Annotated in this window: 20 protein-coding genes; 11 read left to right on the top strand and 9 right to left on the bottom strand. The window is 71.7% G+C overall.

What is annotated here, in order from left to right; translation table 11 throughout:
- Window positions 1-482: 482 nt before the first annotated feature.
- Window positions 483-1,523, bottom strand: a complete 1,041-nt coding sequence (locus AB0L37_RS22320) for an SGNH/GDSL hydrolase family protein (protein WP_365508041.1) — start codon at window positions 1,521-1,523, stop codon at window positions 483-485.
- A gap of 161 nt (window positions 1,524-1,684) precedes the next feature.
- Between AB0L37_RS22320 and AB0L37_RS22315 the strand changes: the two genes are divergently transcribed.
- Complete coding sequence (locus tag AB0L37_RS22315; RefSeq protein WP_365508038.1) at window positions 1,685-3,076, top strand: cystathionine beta-synthase; 1,392 nt, start codon at window positions 1,685-1,687, stop codon at window positions 3,074-3,076.
- A gap of 298 nt (window positions 3,077-3,374) precedes the next feature.
- Here AB0L37_RS22315 and AB0L37_RS22310 read toward each other — a convergent pair whose 3' ends face one another.
- Window positions 3,375-4,259: a MurR/RpiR family transcriptional regulator gene (locus tag AB0L37_RS22310; RefSeq protein WP_365508035.1), complete on the bottom strand. Its 885-nt coding sequence runs from the start codon at window positions 4,257-4,259 to the stop codon at window positions 3,375-3,377.
- Window positions 4,260-4,360: 101 nt separating this feature from the next.
- Here AB0L37_RS22310 and AB0L37_RS22305 point away from each other — a divergent pair, with 101 nt between their 5' ends.
- Window positions 4,361-4,882, top strand: a complete 522-nt coding sequence (locus AB0L37_RS22305) for a hypothetical protein (protein WP_365508032.1) — start codon at window positions 4,361-4,363, stop codon at window positions 4,880-4,882.
- A gap of 39 nt (window positions 4,883-4,921) precedes the next feature.
- Here AB0L37_RS22305 and AB0L37_RS22300 read toward each other — a convergent pair whose 3' ends face one another.
- Entirely contained in the window at window positions 4,922-5,929 is a 1,008-nt protein-coding gene (locus tag AB0L37_RS22300; protein ID WP_365508029.1) for a hypothetical protein, read from the bottom strand.
- A gap of 18 nt (window positions 5,930-5,947) precedes the next feature.
- Window positions 5,948-7,408 carry an aromatic amino acid ammonia-lyase gene (locus AB0L37_RS22295; RefSeq protein WP_365508027.1) on the bottom strand — a complete coding sequence of 487 codons (1,461 nt, stop codon included), beginning with the start codon at window positions 7,406-7,408 and terminating at the stop codon, window positions 5,948-5,950.
- Between the two features lie 187 nt (window positions 7,409-7,595).
- Between AB0L37_RS22295 and AB0L37_RS22290 the strand changes: the two genes are divergently transcribed.
- From AB0L37_RS22290 to AB0L37_RS22260, 7 genes are all read left to right on the top strand, one after another.
- Window positions 7,596-8,714 (top strand): ABC transporter ATP-binding protein, encoded by a 1,119-nt coding sequence (locus AB0L37_RS22290; protein ID WP_365508025.1) that lies wholly within the window; start codon window positions 7,596-7,598, stop codon window positions 8,712-8,714.
- On the top strand, window positions 8,711-9,367 hold the full coding sequence (locus AB0L37_RS22285; RefSeq protein ID WP_365508023.1) for an ABC transporter permease: 657 nt from the start codon (window positions 8,711-8,713) through the stop codon (window positions 9,365-9,367). Before AB0L37_RS22290 ends, AB0L37_RS22285 begins: the two co-directional genes overlap by 4 nt.
- Window positions 9,368-9,372: 5 nt before the next feature.
- Window positions 9,373-10,059, top strand: coding sequence for an ABC transporter permease (locus AB0L37_RS22280; RefSeq protein WP_365508289.1), 687 nt, complete (start codon window positions 9,373-9,375; stop codon window positions 10,057-10,059).
- Window positions 10,060-10,070: 11 nt separating this feature from the next.
- Window positions 10,071-11,009 carry an ABC transporter substrate-binding protein gene (locus AB0L37_RS22275; RefSeq protein ID WP_365508021.1) on the top strand — a complete coding sequence of 313 codons (939 nt, stop codon included), beginning with the start codon at window positions 10,071-10,073 and terminating at the stop codon, window positions 11,007-11,009.
- 12 nt (window positions 11,010-11,021) lie between these two features.
- A complete protein-coding gene (locus tag AB0L37_RS22270; RefSeq protein WP_365508018.1) occupies window positions 11,022-12,464 on the top strand; it encodes a cytosine permease in 1,443 nt (480 codons plus the stop codon).
- Between the two features lie 11 nt (window positions 12,465-12,475).
- Window positions 12,476-12,904 (top strand): hypothetical protein, encoded by a 429-nt coding sequence (locus AB0L37_RS22265; protein WP_365508015.1) that lies wholly within the window; start codon window positions 12,476-12,478, stop codon window positions 12,902-12,904.
- A gap of 87 nt (window positions 12,905-12,991) precedes the next feature.
- A complete protein-coding gene (locus AB0L37_RS22260; RefSeq protein ID WP_365508013.1) occupies window positions 12,992-13,561 on the top strand; it encodes a hypothetical protein in 570 nt (189 codons plus the stop codon).
- Between the two features lie 17 nt (window positions 13,562-13,578).
- On the opposite strand, the gene AB0L37_RS22255 is transcribed toward AB0L37_RS22260, so the two are convergent.
- The 5 genes from AB0L37_RS22255 to AB0L37_RS22235 form a co-directional block, all read right to left on the bottom strand.
- Window positions 13,579-13,953: a hypothetical protein gene (locus tag AB0L37_RS22255; protein WP_365508010.1), complete on the bottom strand. Its 375-nt coding sequence runs from the start codon at window positions 13,951-13,953 to the stop codon at window positions 13,579-13,581.
- A gap of 68 nt (window positions 13,954-14,021) precedes the next feature.
- Window positions 14,022-14,543: a roadblock/LC7 domain-containing protein gene (locus tag AB0L37_RS22250; RefSeq protein ID WP_365508008.1), complete on the bottom strand. Its 522-nt coding sequence runs from the start codon at window positions 14,541-14,543 to the stop codon at window positions 14,022-14,024.
- A gap of 113 nt (window positions 14,544-14,656) precedes the next feature.
- A complete protein-coding gene (locus tag AB0L37_RS22245) occupies window positions 14,657-15,415 on the bottom strand; it encodes a DUF4388 domain-containing protein (RefSeq protein WP_365508005.1) in 759 nt (252 codons plus the stop codon).
- Window positions 15,412-15,816 carry a hypothetical protein gene (locus tag AB0L37_RS22240; protein WP_365508002.1) on the bottom strand — a complete coding sequence of 135 codons (405 nt, stop codon included), beginning with the start codon at window positions 15,814-15,816 and terminating at the stop codon, window positions 15,412-15,414. Before AB0L37_RS22240 ends, AB0L37_RS22245 begins: the two co-directional genes overlap by 4 nt.
- A 181-nt stretch (window positions 15,817-15,997) precedes the next feature.
- Window positions 15,998-17,362, bottom strand: a complete 1,365-nt coding sequence (locus AB0L37_RS22235; protein ID WP_365508000.1) for an APC family permease — start codon at window positions 17,360-17,362, stop codon at window positions 15,998-16,000.
- Window positions 17,363-17,517: 155 nt separating this feature from the next.
- On the opposite strand from AB0L37_RS22235, the gene hutU reads away from it, so the two are divergent.
- A complete protein-coding gene (gene hutU / locus AB0L37_RS22230) occupies window positions 17,518-19,176 on the top strand; it encodes a urocanate hydratase (protein ID WP_365507998.1) in 1,659 nt (552 codons plus the stop codon).
- A gap of 62 nt (window positions 19,177-19,238) precedes the next feature.
- Window positions 19,239-20,441: an allantoate amidohydrolase gene (locus tag AB0L37_RS22225; RefSeq protein WP_365507996.1), complete on the top strand. Its 1,203-nt coding sequence runs from the start codon at window positions 19,239-19,241 to the stop codon at window positions 20,439-20,441.
- Window position 20,442 lies beyond the last annotated feature (1 nt).

Here is a 20,442-nt window from a genome sequence, read left to right as displayed (position 1 = left end):
GGAAGTTACCCGTACGTACTGCTCAGGTCACCGGCATGGGCGTGTGACCCCCGCCGCATTTTTCTAAGCGCTTGCTCAGCGCTCCGCGGGTTCGGCGGATCATCGTGCGGGGAGTCTTCGCCGCCCCGGGGCGCGGGGCTGTGTCGATATGCGGCTCCGCCGCGGGACGCGACCAGCCGGGCTCAGCCCCGTCAGGGGCGCGGGGAACTGCGCGAGCAGCCACGGCGGCGCGGTACTCGCCGACGAAAGCGCGACCGGCAACGGCGCCGAGGCCCGGGGCGCTGCCCCGGACCCCGCTGCTCAATCGCCGCAGGGGCTTGATTGGCTCAGCCCCGTCAGGGGCGCGGGGAACTGCGCGAGCAGCCACGACGGCGCGGTACTCGCCGACGAAAGCGTGACCGGCAACGGCGCTGAGGCCCGGGGCGCTGCCCCGGACCCCGCTGCTCAATCGCCGCAGGGGCTTGATTTGCCGAGCACGCTGCTCAATCGGCGCAGGGGCTTGATTTGGCCGAAGCAGCTGGTACGGGGTCCTGCTGGGGGACCCGGCGCCTGCGGCGTCGCTTCAGGAGGGCCCAGGGGCCCCGGGGACCGGTCGGCATCGCGGCGGTGACCTCCGTGCCGCCCTCCGCCGCCGCCTGCGCCGCCGCGCGGGCCACCGGCAGGAAGCCCTCCGCGCGGGAGACGTCCGGGCGCTCCTCCTCCGGCCACAGGCCGAGCGCCGCGCAGAGCGTGGGCAGGACGGCCATCGCCGCCGTCGCGTACCCCTCGGCCGAGGGGTGGTAGTTGTCCGGGCCGAACAGCTCGCGCGGGTTCGCCGAGAACTCCGGGCCGAGCAGATCGCCGAGCGAGACCGTGCGGCCGCCCTGCTCGACCGTGCCGATGGTCTGGGCCGCCGCGAGCTGCCGCGAGGCGCGCCGGGCCAGCCAGCGCAGCGGCTGCTGCACCGGTTCCACCGAGCCGAGGTCGGGGCAGGTGCCGACGACCACCTCCGCGCCGGCGGTGCGCAGTCGCCGTACGGCCGCGGAGAGGTGACGTACGGACTTGGTGGCGGGGATGCGGTGGGTGACGTCGTTCGCGCCGATCATGATCACGATGACGTCGGGCCGCCAGTCCGGGTCGGAGAGGATCAGCGCCACCTGGCGGTCCAGGTCGTCGGACATGGCGCCGGGCAGGGCGACGTTGCGCAGTTCCACGGTGCGCTCGGCGACCGCCGCCAGGCCGGAGGCGAGGAGCGCCGCCGGGGTCTGCCGCGCGCGGTGCACACCCTGTCCGGCGGCCGTGGAGTCGCCCAGCATGGCGAACCGCAGCGGCTCCGCGGACGAGGCGGCGTACGCCCTGCCGTACAGGCCGTCCGCCGACGGCACCCGCACCGGATCGGTGCCGTGGTTGCCCACCTGGCGGCGCGCCATCTGCACCTCGGTCAGCACCACCCCGACCGCGGCCGCGCCAATGAGTCCGATCCCCCCGCCGCCGTACGCCGCCCCCGCGGCGATCCGCCGTGCCACCCTCGCCCTGCTCGACATGTTCCGCGGCCACCTGCCTCTGCGTACCAAAACGTCCGGCTCTTTTACGGCTTCATGAACTCATTGCCCCGTAATCACCGTCGGCCAATCGCAACAGGAGATGAAGGGCCGGTGCGCGGCTTACTCTGGCGGCATCCCTACGGAGGAGATCCGGAGACACCGTGCAGATCCACGACTCGATGATCAGTCTCGTCGGCAACACCCCGCTGCTGAGGCTCAACAAGGTGACCGAAGGCATCCAGGCGACCGTCCTGGCCAAGGTCGAGTACTTCAACCCCGGCGGGTCCGTGAAGGACCGCATCGCGCTGCGCATGATCGAGGCGGCCGAGCAGAGCGGGGAGCTCAAGCCCGGCGGCACGATCGTCGAGCCGACCAGTGGGAACACCGGTGTCGGGCTCGCCATCGTGGCGCAGCAGAAGGGGTACAAGTGCATCTTCGTGTGCCCCGACAAGGTCTCCACCGACAAGATCAACGTGCTGCGCGCGTACGGCGCCGAGGTCGTCGTCTGCCCGACGGCCGTCGACCCCGAGCACCCGGACTCGTACTACAACGTCTCCGACCGGCTCGTACGCGAGACGCCGGGCGCGTGGAAGCCCGACCAGTACTCCAACCCGAACAACCCGCTCTCCCACTACCACTCGACCGGGCCCGAGCTGTGGGACCAGACGGACGGGCGGATCACGCACTTCGTCGCGGGCGTCGGCACCGGCGGCACCATCTCCGGCACCGGCCGCTACCTGAAGGACGCGAGCGAGGGCCGGGTGAAGGTCATCGGCGCGGACCCCGAGGGGTCGGTCTACTCCGGCGGCTCCGGGCGCCCGTACCTCGTCGAGGGTGTCGGCGAGGACTTCTGGCCGACGGCGTACGACCGTGACGTCGCCGACGAGATCGTCGCCGTGTCCGACAAGGACTCGTTCCAGATGACGCGGCGGCTCGCGAAGGAGGAGGGGCTGCTCGTCGGCGGCTCCTGCGGCATGGCCGTCGTCGCCGCCCTGCGCGTCGCCGAGCGGCTCGGCCCGGACGACGTCGTCGTCGTGCTGCTGCCGGACAGCGGGCGCGGGTACCTCAGCAAGATCTTCAACGATGAGTGGATGGCCGACTACGGGTTCCTCGACGACTCCGGGTCGAGCGCCCGCGTCGGCGACGTGCTCAAGCACAAGGACGGCGGCGCGCTGCCCGAACTCGTCCACATGCACCCCGAGGAGACGGTCGGTCAGGCCATCGACGTGCTGCGCGAGTACGGCGTCTCGCAGATGCCGATCGTGAAGCCGGGCGCCGGACACCCGGACGTGATGGCCGCCGAGGTCATCGGGTCGGTCGTGGAGCGCGAGCTGCTCGACGCCCTGTTCGCCCAACGCGCCTCCCTGCACGACCCGTTGGAGAAGCACATGTCGGCGCCGCTGCCGCAGGTCGGCTCCGGTGAGCCGGTGGCGGACCTGATGAGTGTGCTCGGCGCGGCCGACGCGGCGATCGTGCTGGTCGAGGGCAAGCCGACCGGTGTGGTGAGCCGTCAGGACCTGCTGGCCTTCCTGGCGAAGAGCAGCGCCAAGTAGGTTCGCGAAAACGGTACGAGCGCGTCACGTGCGCGCAGCACCCGCTTAACACGGGTCCGGCAGATTAGGGGATGTCGGAAGGGGCGGGAGCGGCTCCCCGCCTCGGACGGCACAGAGCGGCGTCAAGGACAACCGGAGCGGCTCCCGGACCTCCATGGACGCCCAGGACGTGGCACCTGGCCCTGACCCGGTGCGCGTCCCTCGCGGGGACCGCCGTCGTCCCGCCCCCCGTAACAGGGGGTGCGGCGGTCCCCGCGCAACTCTCTCTCCCGCGCGACTTCCTTCCGCTGTGCCGGAGTCACTCCACGAAGAGGCCGCGCTCCGCCGCCCGTACGTCGAACTCCTCAAGGCGTGCCTGGGCCTGCGGCAGTTCGTCGCACATCGCTTCCAGGAGGACCCGGCCGAGCAGCATCGGCGCGCACGCCGTGTCGAAGGCGAGGCCGGTGCCGACCGCCGCGGGCAGCAGCAGGTCCGAGTGCCCGGCCACCGGGGCGAAGGCCGAGTCGGCGACGGTGACCACGGTCAGGCCCGCCGACTTGGCGTACGCGAGCGCGTCGACGACCTCGCGCGGGTGGCGGGGGAGCGCGAAGCAGAGCAGCGCCGTCGCCCCGGCGCGGACCGCCGCGTCGATCCGGTCGGCGAGCATCGTGCCGCCCTCGTCGAGCAGTCGCACGTCCGGGTGGACCTTCGCCGCGAAGTACGAGAATCCGTACGCCTGCGAGGCTGCCGCGCGCAGGCCGATGACGGGCAGGGTCGGGGACGCGGCGAGGAGCCGGCCCGCGCGCTCGACCGGTGCCGGGTCGGCGAGCAGGTCGGCGAGATGGCGCAGGTTGGCGATCTCGGCCTCGACGGCCTGCTGGTACTCGTTGGCCTTGGTGGCCGCGGTCGGTTCGGCCGGGGTGACCTCGCGCAGGTGCTTGCGCAGGGCCGGGTAGCCGTCGAAGCCGAGGGCGACCGCGAACCGGGTCACGGACGGCTGGCTGACCCCGGCGAGCTCCGCCAGCTCCACCGAGGACAGGAACGGCACGTCGGCCGCCCGGCGGACCATGCAGTGCGCGATCCGGCGCTGGGTGGGCGTGAGGCGGTGCCCCTCGAAGAGGTGCTGGAGGCGGCCGGCGGGGCTGTGCCCGCTCTGCCCGGCCGCGCCCCCGGTCGCCGTGTTCGTGTGCTCGCGCTCGCTCATGGTCTCCCCGTCCCGGCGGTCCATTCATGGGCGCCGATTCGTGCATGAGTTTATTCAGGCGGAGGGTGGGGCGCCAGGGGTGGGATTGCTACGTTGCCGGGATGGGGTTTCTGGACAAGCTGACCGGTACGAAGCGTCCCGCCGCCGGGGTCGCGCCGCGCTCCGCCCAGGAGGTGCGGGACGCGCTGCTCGCGCAGGGCGGGGGTGACGTGCCCTGGGCCGTGCGTGGCGCGGAGCCCGGTGAGAAGGCGGAGTTCGTCGCCGAGTGGCGGATGCGGGAGCCGGCCTGGCGGGGGTTCTTCCTCAGTCGCAGCCGGCACCTGGACCGCACCGTCAGGATCCGGATGCGGCTCGTCCCGGAGGAGCGCGTGGTGCGGGCTGTCCAGGAGCAGTGGGAGGTCACCTGGGTCGACGGGACGCCCCGGTTCGCCCGGTCGCGCGAGTACGGGCGGGGGCAGGGGCGCACCGTCAGCAAGCAGTGGACGTTCGGGCGGGACGGGAACGGCGGGCGCCGCCTGGAGGAGACGTTCAGCTTCGACTCGGCCGAACTCACCGGACCGCTGCGGGATGCGGTGCTCAAGGCCGGGTGGACGTGGCGGGCCGTGACGTTCGGGAAGCTCTAGCCCCGACTGCCTTACGGCTTAAGGCTTGCGGCTTGCGGTTTATGGCTCATGGCTTGCGGCGCAGGGTGCGGCGGGCGCGGGCCACCGTGACGAGCGTGGCGCGGGCCGTGCGGCGGGGGTGCGGGGCGGGCCGGGTGACGTCCCGGCGGCGGGGAAGTGGCGGCGTTCGCGGTAGGAGACGGTGCCGCCGATGCCGCCGGCCGCGGCCAGGAGGACGCCGGCGGAGATCAGGCCGTCGTTGACGTCGTTGCCGGTCGAGCCCTCCCAGTCCGCGTTGTACAGATCGCCCTTCCAGGGCCCGTACGAGACGACCCAGCCGTATTCGAGGTCCGGTATCAGCGCGTCCCGGTGGCCCTCGCAGATGAACGAGGCCGTGCGGTGTTCGTGGGTCAGCGGGTCCTTGAAGCCGACGCGGCAGGGGCCCGGCTTCGTCGTGTGGTCGATGACCTTCAGTTCGACCATGGGGTCGTGGTCGGCCGCCTCCGAGCCCGCGATGCCGAGGCCGCCCACGACTAGGCCGAGCAGCAGCACCCAGCGGTAGCGGGCGCGGCGGCCGCCGAGCGGGCGGACCCAGGTGAGGGCGGTGCCGCCCGGCGCGGACACGACGCCGCCGTGTTCGGGGGTGCCGGCCCACCACAGCGGGCCGTTCTCCGTCGGGCAGGTGGGATTGATCCGGGGGTGCTTCAGGTGGAGCACGGTGTCCGACTCCGGGTCGCGCAGGAGGATCACGCGGTCGTCGCGCACCTCGGCGAGGCGGCGGGTCCAGGGGTGCGTCTCCAGGGCGCGGCGCATGCGGTGGGCGGTGAGCAGGGTCAGCAGGCTGCGGATGATCAGGGCCGCGCCCGCGCAGTACGGGCCCGGCGACAGGTCGAGGACGGACAGGAACTTGAGTGCCGCGCACACCAGGATCAGCGCCGAGCCGAACGCCGCGGGCCAGATCGACGACGACCGGAAGTCGTCCAGTGCGCGCCGCGTCGGCTCGGCTCCCAGCGCCGGAGACTGCTGCTCCGGCAACTTCACGATGTCCATCGCGCCCCCAATGCCCAAGAGAACAAGGGTAGTTGCTCAGTCCCCCAAGCGCTCCAGCAATGACGCCGCCCGCGCGACATCCGCCGTGAGCGGGCGGTCCGCCAGGTCCGGGGAGAGTTCCGCGGCCGCGAGGTCGAAGGCGCGGCCCACCGGCAGGTCCGGGTCGGGGCGCAGGTCGCGCTGGCGCAACGCCCGTACCGCCGCGACCAGTTCACACCCGACGACCTGCCGGTACGCCGTGCACAGGCGCAGCGTCTGGCGGGCCGCGAGGGAGGCGAAGCTGGCCTGTTCCTCGACGCCGCGGGAGAGGACCGCGTGGCCGAGCGAGGCGGGGGCGGAGAAGGCGCGCAGGTCGCCGAGGGCGGCGCCCGCCGCGTATTCGAGGATCATCACGCCCGACGACGCCGGCTCGCCGTCCGCGAGGAACGGGCGCAGACGCGTGTACGCCGGTTCGTTGAGGGTCGACAGGCGGGACGTCGAGAGGCGGGCCACCTGGGTGACGGACAGTCTGAAGTGGTCGAGTGCCAGGGCGAGTTGGGCCATGTAGAAGCCGCCGTGGTGGTACGCCGCCATGTCGGCGGGCGAGATGAGCGGGTTCTCGGCGGCCGCGTTGATCTCGACGGTGAGGACGTCCTCCAGGGCGTCCGCCGCGTCGGCGGCCGGGCCGTGGATCTGGGGCACGCAGCGGAAGCCGTACGGGTCCTGGATCCGGCCGAGCGGCGGCGTGGGCCGGTCGGGGGCGCCCAGGATCTCGCGCATCCGGGCCGCGACGTCGTACGAGCCCTTGTGGCGGCGGGCCTCGTGCACCGGGAGCGCGTACGCCTCGTAGGAGCCGTCCGTCGCCAACAGGCTGAGGGCGGCGACGAGTTGGGTCGCCGACAGGAGCGTGCGCAGCTCGTGCAGGGCGAGCGCGGACTGGCCGAGGGTGAGCGCGTTGGAGGAGATCAGCGCCAGTGCGTCGTTGTTGTCGAGCGGCTGGGCCTCGGGGGGTGCGCCCTTGCCGCGCCACGGGTGTTCGCCCGCGAGCGCGAGGCCCATCTGGGCCAGCGGCGCGATGTCGCCGGTGCCGACCGAGCCGTGTTCGTTGACCGCGGGGTGCGCGCCGTTCTCCAGGGCCTCGCACAGCGCGGTGACGACGGTGGGGCGCAGGCCCGCGCCGCCGGCCAGGAGCTGGTTGGCGCGGACGGCGAGCATGGCCCGTACCTCGCGCTCGGGCAGTTCGGCGCCGATCGCGCCCGCGTGGCTGCGCAGCAGGCGCAGGCCGTGGTCGGCGGCGGCCTCGGTGGGGACGTCCTCGCTGCGGTTGGCGCCGACGCCGGTGGAGCGGCCGTAGACGCGGCCCCACGCGGCGATCTCGCGGGCCGCGTTCCAGGACTCCTCCACGCGCTTCATGGCGTCCGTGCCGGGGACCGGGCGGGCGGTCCCTTCGGCGAGGCGGACCACGTCGGCGGCCGGGAGGCCGTGGCCGTCGAGCACGACGACCGGGTGGGGCACCATGCGCTGTTCCTCCTCGAAAGGTGGCGAAGGCGACAAAAAGCCGCCAAGGGGGCGTCCGCGTCTCAGAGTTCGGTACCGGGGTGGGGATTTACCGGTGATTTACGCGGGAGGATTGACAAGTTATTCACGCACCGAGAACTCTGCATGACGATATGCAGGACGGGCAAGAGGACTCCAGAGGCGCTCCATGATCCAGTTCGAAGCGGTCCACAAACGATTCCCGAACGGCACGACAGCGGTGCACGACCTCTCGCTCGACATGCCGGAGGGCGGTGTGACCGTCTTCGTCGGATCCTCCGGCTGCGGCAAGACGACCAGCCTCCGCATGATCAACCGGATGGTCGAGCCCACCTCGGGCACCATCCGGGTCGGCGGGCGTGACGTCCTCGACCAGGACGCGGCCGAGCTGCGGCGCTCCATCGGCTACGTCATCCAGCAGGCCGGCCTGTTCCCGCACCGCACCGTCCTCGACAACATCGCCACCGTGCCGCTGCTGCTCGGCTGGGGCCGCAAGAAGGCGCGGGCCGCGGCCGGTGACCTCCTGGAGCGGGTCGGGCTCTCCGCCGAGATGGGCAAGCGCTACCCGCACCAGCTCTCCGGCGGGCAGCAGCAGCGCGTCGGTGTCGCGCGGGCGCTCGCGGCGGATCCGCCGGTGCTGCTCATGGACGAGCCGTTCGGTGCCGTCGACCCCGTCGTGCGGACCCAGCTCCAGGACGAACTGCTGCGTCTCCAGACCCAGTTGAACAAGACCATCGTCTTCGTCACGCACGACATCGACGAGGCGGTGCGCCTCGGCGACCGAATAGCCGTGTTCCGCGAGGGCGGGCACCTGGTGCAGTGCGCTCCGCCGGCCGAGCTGCTCGCGCGGCCCGCCGAAGACTTCGTCGCGGACTTCCTGGGGGCCGAGCGGGGGCTCAAGCTGCTGTCGCTCTCGACGCTGGGGGACGTGCCGCGGGGTGCTGTTCCCGAGGGCGGCGAGTGGGAGCTCGTGCTGGATTCGGGGCGGCGGGCTGTCGCGTGGCGGCGGGGGGACGTGGAGATGCCGGTGCGGGCTCTGCGGGACTCGGATTCGCTGTTGTCGGCGCTGAACGAGTCTCTGGCCTCGCCGGTGGGGCTTGTGGTGCGGGTGGACGACGACGGCGTCGTGACCGGGGTTTCTTCTCGGGACGACATCCATGAGCGGGCGGGAGCTGCTCACGCTGAAGCCTTGTCGAGCGTGCCGTCTCGGGGCTCTGCCCCGGACCCCGCTGCTCAACCGCCGCAGGGGCTTGATTTGGGCACCGGTGCTTCGAAGGGTGCGGCATGACCATCGACTGGGCCTGGATCGGGGAGCACAAGAGTGATCTCGCCACCCTCACCGTCTCGCATCTCCAAGCCGCCCTCACCGCCGTGCTGTTCGGGCTGCTGATCTCGTTGCCGCTCGCCGTCGTCGCGCACCGGGTGCGTCCCCTGCGCGGGTTTCTGCTCGGGCTTTCGAACGTCCTGTTCACCATCCCGTCCATCGCGATCTTCGTGCTGCTGCTCCCGGTGTCCGGGCTCACCCGCACCACCACCGTCATCGGCCTGACGGTCTACACGCTCGTCGTGCTGCTGCGGAACACCGTCGAGGGACTCGACTCCGTACCGCACAAGACGAAGGAAGCCGCCAAGGCCATGGGTACGCGGCCGCTGCGCACGCTGCTCACCGTCGAGCTGCCGCTCGCGCTGCCCGTCATCATGGCCGGGGTCCGGATCGCGACCGTGATGGCCATCTCCCTCGTCTCCGTGGCCACTTACATCGGCGACGGCGGGCTCGGCCAGCTGTTCACCGACGGGTTCCAGCGGAACTTCCCGACCCCGGTCGTCGTCGGCGTCGTCCTCACGCTGCTGCTCGCGCTCGTCGCCGACGCGCTGCTCGTCGGCGTGCAGCGGCTGCTGACGCCGTGGGCCCGCACCCGGACCCGTACTCGGAAGGCCTGACCGCCATGTACGAACTCTTCAAGAACCTCGGATCGTGGCTGGTCAGCGGCGAGCAGTGGACCGGGTCCGACGGCATCGGGCACCGGCTCGCCGAGCACCTCCAGTACTCGCTGCTCGCCACGCTCATCGCCGCCGCCATCGCGCTGCCCGTCGGCCTGCTCATCGGGCACACCGGGCGCGGCGCCTTCCTCGCCATCAACCTGTCGTCGTTCGGGCGCGCGCTGCCCACCGTCGGGCTCGTGGTGCTGGTGTTCCTCGCGAGCGGCCTGTCGATGTGGCCCGTCTACATCGCCCTCGTCGCGCTCGCCGTGCCGTCCATCGTGACGAACACGTACGCGGGGATGACCGCCGTCGACGCCGAGGTGCGGGACGCGGCGCGCGGCCAGGGGATGCGGGCCCACCAGGTCCTGTTCCAGGTCGAGTTGCCGCTCGCGCTGCCGCTCATCATGACCGGCCTGCGGCTCGCCCTCATCCAGGTCGTCGCGACCGCCACCATCGCCGCGTACGTCTCCTTCGGCGGGCTCGGCCGCTACGTCTTCGACGGGCTCGCCCAGCGCGACCTCGTGCAGGTGCTCGGCGGCGCCGTCCTCGTCGCGGTCGTCGCCGTCGTCCTCGACCTCGCACTCTCCGGCCTCCAGCGCCTCCTGTTCCGTCACCGCCCCACCGGCTCCGCCGCTCTCAAGTCCGCCTAGGAGAAGCCCAGATGAACCGACGTACTCTCCTCGGCGGCCTGTTCGCCGCGGCCGCAGTCCCCGCCGTCGCCGCCTGCTCCGGCGGCATCACCTCCCTTGACGGGAGCGGGAGTTCGGGCGGATCGGGCGCCGGCTCCAGCAAGGGCGGCGTCACCATCGGCACCGCCAACTTCACCGAGAACCAGGTCCTCGGGTATCTGTACGCCGCGGTGCTCGGCGCGGCCGGGGTGAAGACCACCGTGCGGCCCAACCTCGGCACCCGCGAGATCCTCATCCCCGCCCTCAAGGGCGGCGACATCGACCTGCTGCCCGAGTACCAGGGCGCCCTTCTGCACTACCTCGACGCCAAGGCGACGGCCACCGAGGAGGGCGAGATGCAGAACGCGCTCGCGATGGCGCTCCCCGCCGGGCTCCAGATCCTCCCGTACGGGATGGCCGAGGACTCGGACGCGTTCGTCGTCACGCGGGAGACGGCGAAGAAGTACCACCTCACGTCCCTCGCCGATCTGGCGGAGCACAACGGCGAGCTCGTCATCGGCGCCGCCCCCGAGGTCAAGAAGCGGCAGGTCGGCGCCGTCGGCCTGAAGGACGTGTACGGCGTCGAGTTCAAGGAGTTCAAGTCCCTCGATTCGTCGGGTCCGTTGGTGAAGGGCGCCCTGAAGAAGGGCGATGTCGACGTCGCGAACCTCTTCACCACCGACACCGACATCGTCGCCAACGACTGGGTCGTCCTCACCGACCCGAAGAACCTCGTCCCCGGCCAGCACGTCGTCCCGCTGATCGCCGACCGCAAGGCCGACTCGACGGTGCGCAAGGCCCTCGCGCGCCTCGGCAACGTCCTGACGACCGAGCAGCTCACCGAGCTCAACCGGCTCGTCGACAAGGACAAGAAGGACCCCGAGGACGTCGCGAACGACTACGCCCGCAAGCACGGGCTCACCAAGAAGTAGGAGGCCACGACCATGGCAGCGGTAGTGGAGAAGCACTCCATCGACGTCGTCCCCGACAGCGAGCGGCACGGGCGCGCCTTCAACCAGTTCACGCTCTGGCTCGGCGCGAACCTCCAGATCACGGCCGTCGTCACCGGCGCGCTCGCCGTCGTCTTCGGCGGCGACGTGGTCTGGTCGCTCGTCGGCCTCGTCCTCGGCAACCTGCTCGGCGGCGCCGTCATGGCGCTGCACTCCGCGCAGGGCCCCAAGCTCGGCCTGCCGCAGATGATCCAGTCGCGGGCCCAGTTCGGCGTCAAGGGCGCCGTCGTACCGCTGCTCCTCGTGATCCTCATGTACGTTGGGTTCTTCGCGTCCGGCAGCGTCCTCGCCGGGCAGGCGACGGCCGAGCTGACGCACACGAACGACACCACCGGCATCGTCCTCTTCGCCGTCGTCACCGCCGTCACGGCGGCCGTGGGCTACCGCGTCATCCACGTACTCGGCCGCGTCGCGAGCGTGATCTGCGCGCTCGCCTTCGTCTACCTGGGCATACGCCTCCTCGACCGCGTCGACCTCGGCGATCTGCTGGGCAACGCGCACTTCTCCTTCCCCATGTTCCTGCTCGCCGTCTCCCTGTCGGCGTCGTGGCAGCTCGCCTTCGGCCCGTACGTCGCCGACTACTCGCGCTATCTGCCGCGCGACACCAGCGCCCGGGCGACGTTCTGGTGGACGCTGTCGGGGTCGGCGATCGGCTCGCAGTGGTCGATGACGTTCGGCGTGCTCGTCGCGGCCTCGTCCGGCGGCGCGTTCCTCGACAACCAGGTCGGATACGTCGTCTCGCTCGGCGGCGCCGGTCTCGTCGCGTCGTTCTTCTACTTCGTGATCGCGCTCGGCAAGCTCACCATCAACGTGCTCAACACGTACGGCGGCTTCATGTCGATGGTGACCGGCATCAGCGGGTTCCGCGGGCAGCGCGCACTGTCGCAGCGCGGCCGCGCCGTCTACATCGCGATCATCATGGTGGCGGGCACGGCGGTGGCGCTGCTCGGCAAGGACAGCTTCCTCGCCTCGTTCAAGGACTTCCTGCTGTTCCTGCTGACGTTCTTCACGCCCTGGTCAGCGGTGAACCTCGTCGACTACTACCTGATCTCCAAGGAGCGCTACGACATCCCGGCCCTCGCCGACCCCCGCGGCCGGTACGGGGCCTGGCGCTGGGACGCGCTCGTCGTCTACGCGGTCGGCGTCCTCGCTCAGCTGCCGTTCCTGGCCACGCACTTCTACACGGGCCCGCTCGTCGAGCCGCTCGGCGGCGCCGACGTGTCGTGGATCGTCGGCCTGGTCGTCCCTGCCGTCCTGTACTGGGCGCTCGCCCGCCGCGACACCTCGCACGTGCCGGAGCGCACGGTCCTGGGGACCGGGGACGAGTCGGACAAGAGGGGGGCTAGCCCCACTGTCACGGGCGCCGGTGCTGCGTAACGTGAAGCGGTATGGAAGCCCGCGAACAGGCACGTGACGCCGAACTGAAGAAGGAACTCGACGCCACCCTGCACGCCCGCAGGGAGCTCGGTGAGGAGTACGAGTCCGCGCTCGTGGACTCCTTCGTCGACAAGGTCGAGCAGCGCCTCGACTCGGTCGTGGACCGTCGGGTGCGCCGGCAGCTGGCCGAGCAGCAGATGGTCGTCGCCCGCGGCAGCCGCGGCGGCCAGGACCCCGGCGCCGACAGCTGGGGCGAGCGCTTCGGCTTCGCCGTCGTCTCCCTCGTCCTCGCCATCCCGCTCTCCGCGATCGCCGCGGTCAACGGCGGCCGCGCCGGGCTGCTCATCGCCTGGTTCGGCATCGTCGGCGTGAACGCCCTGCACACCCTGCGCTGGGCCCCGGCCCGCCGCGCCCGGCGGGAGTCCGACTGGGAGGAGTGACCGGCTCCTGAGGGAGCTCTCACCGAGCCCTCAGCCTTCCCTCAGAATCCGGCGCTAGCGTTCCGCGCCGACGGAGGGAGACGCGGCGTGACGCGCGGAGCACAGGGGCTGGTCAGGACGGCAGTGGTGGTGCGGGCCGGAGCCGCGCCGCTGTGGTGGCTCGGGCTGCTCGCGGCCGGGATCGGGCTGCTGCCCGGCGGGTTCACGGGGCGCCGGATCGGGGTGCTCACGGGCGCCGTCCTCTTCCTCGTGGCCGCGGCGGCGGTGGCGTACAGCCGCAGGAAGCGGTACGAGCGGCTGACCCGCGCGGCCTCGCGCGCCGGCAGGTTCGACGTGCTCCAGGACCGCGCCGTCACCGTACGGAACTGGCGGCGCGGGCACCGCTGGTGGCTGGTCCTCGCCTTCCTCGCCGCGCTCGGCTCGGCCTCTGCCGTGCCCGCGGCCGGCGGTATGGCCCTGGCGGGCGCGGGGGTCGGGCTGTGGCTGAAGGCGGTCTGGCTGGGGCGGCGCGAGCACCGTGACGGATCCCTGGTGTGGCTGCGCGTCGACTGGCTCGGCCCGCGTGCGGGCGCCCCCGTCGGCAAGCAGGCCAAGGGGTACCGCGTCACCGGCACGGCAGCGGGCGACGCCGCGCCCGGCGGGGCACGGCGTCGCTGACGGGGCCTGGCCGGGGCTCAGACCTCCAGCTCGGCCTCGATCTTCTTCAGCTGGTGGCGGGCCATCGCCAGGTTGGCCCGGGACGAGTCAAGGACCAGGTACAGGAACAAGCCGTTGCCGCCGCGGCCCTTGAGCAGCCGGATCAGGTGGTACTGGGTGCCCAGCGTGATCAGGATGTCCTCGATCTCGTCCTTGAGGCCGAGGTGCTCCATGGTGCGCAGCTTGGAGCGCACGACATCGGTGTTGCCCGCCGCCGCGACCTCCAGGTCGAAGCTCTTGGAGCCGCCGATGGTGCCGAGGGCCATGCCGCTCGTGTAGTCGACGAGTGCGGCGGCCGAGGCGCCTTCGATGGAGGCGAGGGCGTCTTTGAGGGCGGTTTCTGTGTTGGCCATGGTGGGTCCTTTCCTGGATTTCTGCGTTGCTGATCGTTACTGGTCGGTGCTGTGCGGTGGGTACGGCCTCAATGGGCCGTGCCCGCCTGCGGGTTGGGCTGTTCGGGCACCACGGGCGTCTTGGGGGTGCGCACCGGGAGCGCGGGCGTCGCGGGCGTCGTGCGGGCGCGGGCCCGGCCCCTGGCCCGTAGAGCGGACTCCTTGGCCGCTTCGGTACGGGCCGCGGTCGTGACGAGCTCGCCGATCCGCGTCCCGGCCCTGCGCCCCTCCAGATGGAGCCGGCCCACGTTCACCCGGTCCTCGGCGAGCAGGGTGAGAACGGCGGTGTCCCCGGCGGCGTACGTGGCGACGTACCCCTCCGTGCCGCGCACCAGGAGCTCCCGGAAGGCCCCCTGCGCGGTGGCGTCGGCCAGGCGCTGGGCGACGCCGAGCGCGGCGGCGGTCAGCGCGGCGACGCCCTCCGGTTCGACGCCGGGGGTGTCCTGGGCGAGGACGAGTCCGTCGACGCTGGCCGCGAGCGCCCCGGTCAGCTGGGGCACACGGACTCTCAACCGCTGGAGTTCGGCGAGGAGTTCGGCCTCGTCGACCATGGGTGGTCTCCTTTCGGAAGGCTCGGAAGGCTCGGAAGGGCCGGAAGACGCGAAGGGCAGGGAAGGCAGGGAAGGCTTTCGCGAAGGCCGCGAGGCGCCCAGGCGGCGGCGTATCACAGCGCCTCCAGGGCGGCCCGCAGCCGGCGCAGCAGGGCCACATCGGGGTCGTCGACGTCGGCGTGCTGCGTGATCCAGTCCGGTACGGCGGCGGCTTCGGGGGCGGCGGGGGAGATCAGGCCGCCGGAGGCGAGGCGGCGCAGGTCGACCAGGGTGTGGAACGCGGGGCGGCCGAGGGCGAGCGCGATCTGGGAGGCGGTGCGCGCCCCGTCGACCTGGTCGAGGACGAGCCGCCGCCGCGCCGGCACCGGCAGGTCCGCGTCGCTGGTACGGGTCAGGGGCGCCGTGTCGGTGTCCGGTTCGGGCCAGATCCGCTGGAGCAGGTCCCTGCGGCGCAGCGTCTCCCGCTCCACCGCCTCGACGGGCACCGGCCGCACCGTCCCGAACCAGTGCGCCACCCCGTAGCGGAACCGGGTCGGCCCGCTGCTGGGCGCGAGCGTGAAGTACGCGGCGTCGAACACGGCCCCCAGGTGGCACAGTTCGAGCGCGCCGTCGGACAGCCGCCCCCGCTCCACGAGATAGCGGCCGACGCGGCGGCCCGCACCCGCCTGGTCGACCGCCTCCCACCAGCCGTCGGCGGGTATCACGCCGTTGGCGGTGAGCAGGACGTCCATGCCGGGCGTCGCGGGCGACTCGGCGTGCACGACGCGCCCGTCCTCCAGGTAGAGCGTGCCGTGTTCGCGGATCAGCGCCCCGGTCGCCCGCTCGGCGGCCAGCCGGTGCAGCATGGGGGAGACGCCGGCCCGGGTGGTCATCCCAGCACCAGCCGGTCGGCGAGGTCGCCGAGGCGCAGCCGGGCGAGCGCGAGGTTGCCGTCGGAGCGGTCCAGCCACAGGTGCAGGAAGACGCTGCTGTCGAAGCTGGTCCGTACGAAACGCAGCAGGTGGTAGCCGTCCCGGCTGGTGATGATGACGTCCTCGACGGGCGGCTCCGCGCCGTTGGCCGTCCAGTCCGCGCCGTCGGCGGGCGCGAACGCGCGGTGCTCGGCGGTGAGCCGGGCGACCTCGGCGGCCTCGGCGGCGGTGGCCTCGTGGTCGCCGTTGGGCGAGTCGCCGACGGTGCCGAGGGCCAGCCCGCTGGTCCAGTCGACCACCGAGGCGCCTCGTGCTCCGGGCAGCCGCATGGCTTCGAGGAGACACTCGTCGATTCCGGGCACGCCTGAATCCCCCACCTTGTACGTCACATCCGTGCATCCTTGGTGCACGTGTGACGCAGACGCTACGCACCGTACGGAATGCTGGTGAGCGTTCTGGCATTTTCCAGTGGAACATGCGTGCAGAGGACTAGAATCCGCCAACCGGCGGGAAAGTCACGGCAGTTACCTCTCTTCCCGTGGGTCACTCCTCGCTGCGCGCCTTCATCACCAGCTTGTTCACCGCCCACAGGCCGATGCCGATGGCGACGAGGACGCCGGCCCGGATGTAAACCTCGGCGGGCCGGTCGGCGAGCGGGCTCGCCAGGATCAGCGCGGTCAGCGCGCCGAGCACCGGCAGGATCGTCGGCGTACGGAAGTGCGGGTGGCCGACCGGGTCGCGGCGCAGCACGAGCACGGCGACGTTGACGACGGCGAAGACGCACAGCAGCAGGAACGCCGTGGTGTCGCCGAGCCCCTCGATCTCGCCGGTCGACACGAGGCCGATCGCGAGCAGCGACACGAAGACGATGCCGACGACGGGCGTGCGGCGCGCGGGCAGCACCCGGCCCATGGCGCGCGGCAGGATCCGTTCGTTGGCCATGCCGTAGCAGAGCCGCGAGGCCATCATGATGTTGATCAGCGCGGAGTTGGTGACCGCGAACAGGGCGATGAGCGCGAAGAGTTCGTGCGGGAAGTCGAGCCCGCCCGCCTTCACGACCTCAAGGAGCGGACCGCTCGACGACTCCAGCGTCTTGTGGTCGACGAGCAGTGACGACACGAGCGCGACGAGGACGTAGATGGTCCCGGTGACGGCGACGCCGATGAAGATGGCGCGCGGGAAGGTCCGGGTCGGATCCCTGGTCTCCTCCGCCATGTTGACCGAGTCCTCGAACCCGACGAACGCGAAGAAGCCGAGCGCGGTCGCCCCCAACACCCCGGTCATCAGGGCGAATCCGGACCCGCCCGCCTCGAACTCGGTGAGCCGGGACGGTTCCCCGTCGCCCGTCAGTACGGCGTACGCGCCGATGGCCAGGATGATCAGGAGCCCGCTCAGCTCGACCAGGGTCAGCACGACGTTCGCCTTCACGGACTCGCTCACACCGCGCAGGTTGAGGGCGGCGAGCGCGAGGACGAAGAGGATCGCGATCAGCGTCGGCGGCAGCGCGTCGTTCGTCAGCTCGCCGAGGTAGTCGCCGCTGAAGGCGCGGGCGGCGGCGCTCGCGGACGAGAGCCCCGAGCACATCACCATGAACGCGACGATGAAGGTCAGGAACGGGACCTTGAACGCCTTCTGCGTGTAGAGCGCCGCCCCCGCCGCCTTCGGATACTTCCCGACGAGTTCCACGTACGAGGCCGCGGTCAGGATCGCCACGACGAACCCGATCGCGAACGGCAGCCACAGCGCGCCGCCGACCTTCCCCGCGACCTTGCCGGTCGTCGCGTAGATACCGGTGCCGAGGATGTCGCCGATCACGAACAGGATCAGGAGCCTGGGGCCGATGGCGCGGTGCAGCGGGGTGTCGCCGTCGGCGGGTGAGGTGGTGGTGGATGCCGATGAGGTCGTCACGGGTGCCTCCCCCGAGGTGGCTGCTACGGGTACTGCCGCAATTGCCTGAACGCATGCCCGCGATGCGGAGAACCATCCGCCGGGGATTGACTAGGTCTATTCAGAGGGTCAGGATGTGAATAACCAAGGTCATGTGAGCTACAGGAGGCACGCCGATGTCAGGACCCCGCCCCGTACGAGCCCCGCGCGGCACCGAGCTCAACACCCTGGGGTGGCAGCAGGAGGGCGCCCTGCGGATGCTCATGAACAACCTCGACGCCGAGGTGGCCGAGCACCCCGACAAGCTCGTCGTGTACGGCGGCACGGGCAAGGCGGTCCGGTCCTGGGAGGCGTTCGACGCGATCGTGCGCACGCTGAAGACGCTGAAGTCGGACGAGACCCTCCTCGTCCAGTCCGGCAAGCCGGTCGGCGTCCTGCGCACGAGCGAGTGGGCGCCGCGCGTGCTCCTCGCCAACTCCAACCTGGTCGGCGACTGGGCCAACTGGGAGGAGTTCCGCAAGCTGGAGGCCGAGGGCCTCACCATGTACGGCCAGATGACGGCCGGCTCGTGGATCTACATCGGCTCGCAGGGCATCGTCCAGGGCACGTACGAGACGTTCGGCGCGGTCGCCCGCAAGAAGTTCGACGGCACGCTGGCCGGCACGATCACGCTCACGGCGGGCGTAGGCGGCATGGGCGGCGCCCAGCCCCTCGCGGTCACCATGAACGAGGGCGTCGCGATCTGCGTCGACGTCGACGAGACCCGCATCGACCGCCGCATCGGCACCCGCTACCTGGACGTCAAGGCCGACAACCTCGACCACGCCCTGGAGCTGGCGATCAAGGCCCGCGACGAGCGCCGTGGCCTGTCCATCGGCGTCGTCGGCAACGCGGCCGAGATCTTCCCCGAGCTCCTGCGCCGCGACGCCCCGATCGACATCGTCACGGACCAGACCTCGGCCCACGACCCGCTCGCCTACCTCCCCGTCGGCATCTCCGTCGAGGACTGGGACAAGGAGCGCGAGGCGGACCCGGCCGGCTTCACCGAGAAGGCCCGCCAGTCGATGCGCCTGCACGTCGAGGCCATGGTCGGCTTCCTCGACAAGGGCAAGGAGGTCTTCGACTACGGCAACTCCATCCGCGACGAGGCCCGCAAGGCCGGCTACGAGCGCGCCTTCGACTTCCCCGGCTTCGTCCCGGCGCACATCCGCCCGCTCTTCGAGGAGGGCCTCGGCCCGTTCCGCTGGGCGGCGCTCTCCGGTGACCCGGCCGACATCGCGAAGACGGACGCCGCGATCAAGGAACTCTTCCCCGACAACAAGCACCTGCACCGCTGGCTCGACATGGCCGCCGAGCGCATCTCCTTCGAGGGCCTCCCGGCACGCATCTGCTGGCTCGGCTACGGCGAACGCCACCTGGCGGGCCTCAAGTTCAACGAGATGGTCGCGTCCGGCGAGCTCTCGGCCCCGGTCGCCATCGGCCGCGACCACCTCGACTCGGGCTCGGTGGCATCCCCGTACCGCGAGACCGAGGCCATGAAGGACGGCTCGGACGCGATCGCCGACTGGCCGCTCCTGAACGCCCTGGTCAACACGGCCTCCGGCGCGTCCTGGGTCTCCCTGCACCACGGCGGCGGCGTCGGCATGGGCCGCTCCATCCACGCGGGCCAGGTGTGCGTCGCCGACGGCACGGACCTCGCGGCCCAGAAGATCGAGCGCGTCCTCACCAACGACCCGGCGATGGGCGTCATCCGCCACGTCGACGCCGGCTACGAGCACGCGATCGAGGTCGCGGACGAGCGCGGTGTGCGCGTGCCGATGCGGGAGAGCGAGTGACCCGCGAAGCCTCTGAGGAGCGGGGTCCGGGGCAGAGCCCCGCGACCCCGGGTTTCCTGGAAATGTGGCAGGACCTCCTCCCCATCGGCCAGGACAGAGACTCCCGCGGCTACCGCCGCTACGCCTGGACGGAGGCCGACACCGACTGCCGCGCCTGGTTCAAGGCGCAGGCCGAGTCCCGCGGCCTGACCTACGAACTGGACCGCAACGGCAACCAGTGGGCCTGGCTCGGCGACCCCGAGGCGGGCGACGCGGTCGTCACCGGCTCCCACCTGGACTCCGTCCCCGACGGCGGCGCCTTCGACGGCCCCCTCGGCGTCGTCTCGTCCTTCGCCGCGCTCGACGAACTCCGCCACAGGGGCGTGGAGTTCACCAAGCCGCTCGCGATCACCAACTTCGGCGACGAGGAGGGAGCCCGCTTCGGCCTGGCCTGCGTGGGCTCCCGCCTCACGTCGGGTGTCCTCACGCGCGAGCAGGCGTACGAGCTGAAGGACGCCACCGGGACCAGCCTCCCCCAGGCGATGGAGAAGGCCGGCTACGACCCGGAGTCGATCGGCGCGGACCCCGAACGCCTCGCCCGTATCGGCGCGTTCATCGAACTCCACGTCGAGCAGGGCCGCGCCCTGGACCTGTCCGGCGACGCGGTCGGCATCGCCAGCAGCATCTGGCCGCACGGCCGCTGGCGCTTCGACTTCCGCGGCGAGGCCAACCACGCGGGCACCACCCGCCTGGTCGACCGCAGGGACCCGATGCTCACGTACGCGGAGACGGTCCTCGCGGCGCGCCGCGAGGCCCAACTGGCGGGCGCGGTGGCGACGTTCGGCAAAATCTCCGTCGAGCCGAACGGCGTCAACGCGATCCCGTCCCTGGTCCGAGGCTGGCTCGACTCGCGCGCGGCCGACCAGCAGTCCCTGGACGCCACGGTCACCGGCATCGAGAAGGCGGCGCGCGAGTACGCGGACGCGCACGGCATCGACGTATCGCTGACGCGGGAGTCGTTCACGCCGGTCGTCGAGTTCGACCATGCGCTGCGCGACGAGCTGGCCCGCATCCTCGGTACGCGCACCGAGGTGAAGGCGCCCGTCCTGGGCACGGGCGCGGGACACGACGCCGGAATCCTGGCCCAGTCGATCCCCACCGCCATGCTGTTCGTACGCAACCCGACGGGCGTCTCGCACTCCCCGGCCGAGTTCGCGGCCGAGGACGACTGCCTCGCCGGGGTGCGCGCCCTGGCCGACGTACTGGAAGGACTGGCCTGCAAGTGAC

Origin of the sequence: Streptomyces sp. NPDC052225 (genome assembly GCF_040679615.1) — a bacterium.
GTDB lineage: Bacteria > Actinomycetota > Actinomycetes > Streptomycetales > Streptomycetaceae > Streptomyces.
Note: the sequence above shows the minus strand (reverse complement) of the source record. Positions and strands in the feature narration are given on the sequence as shown.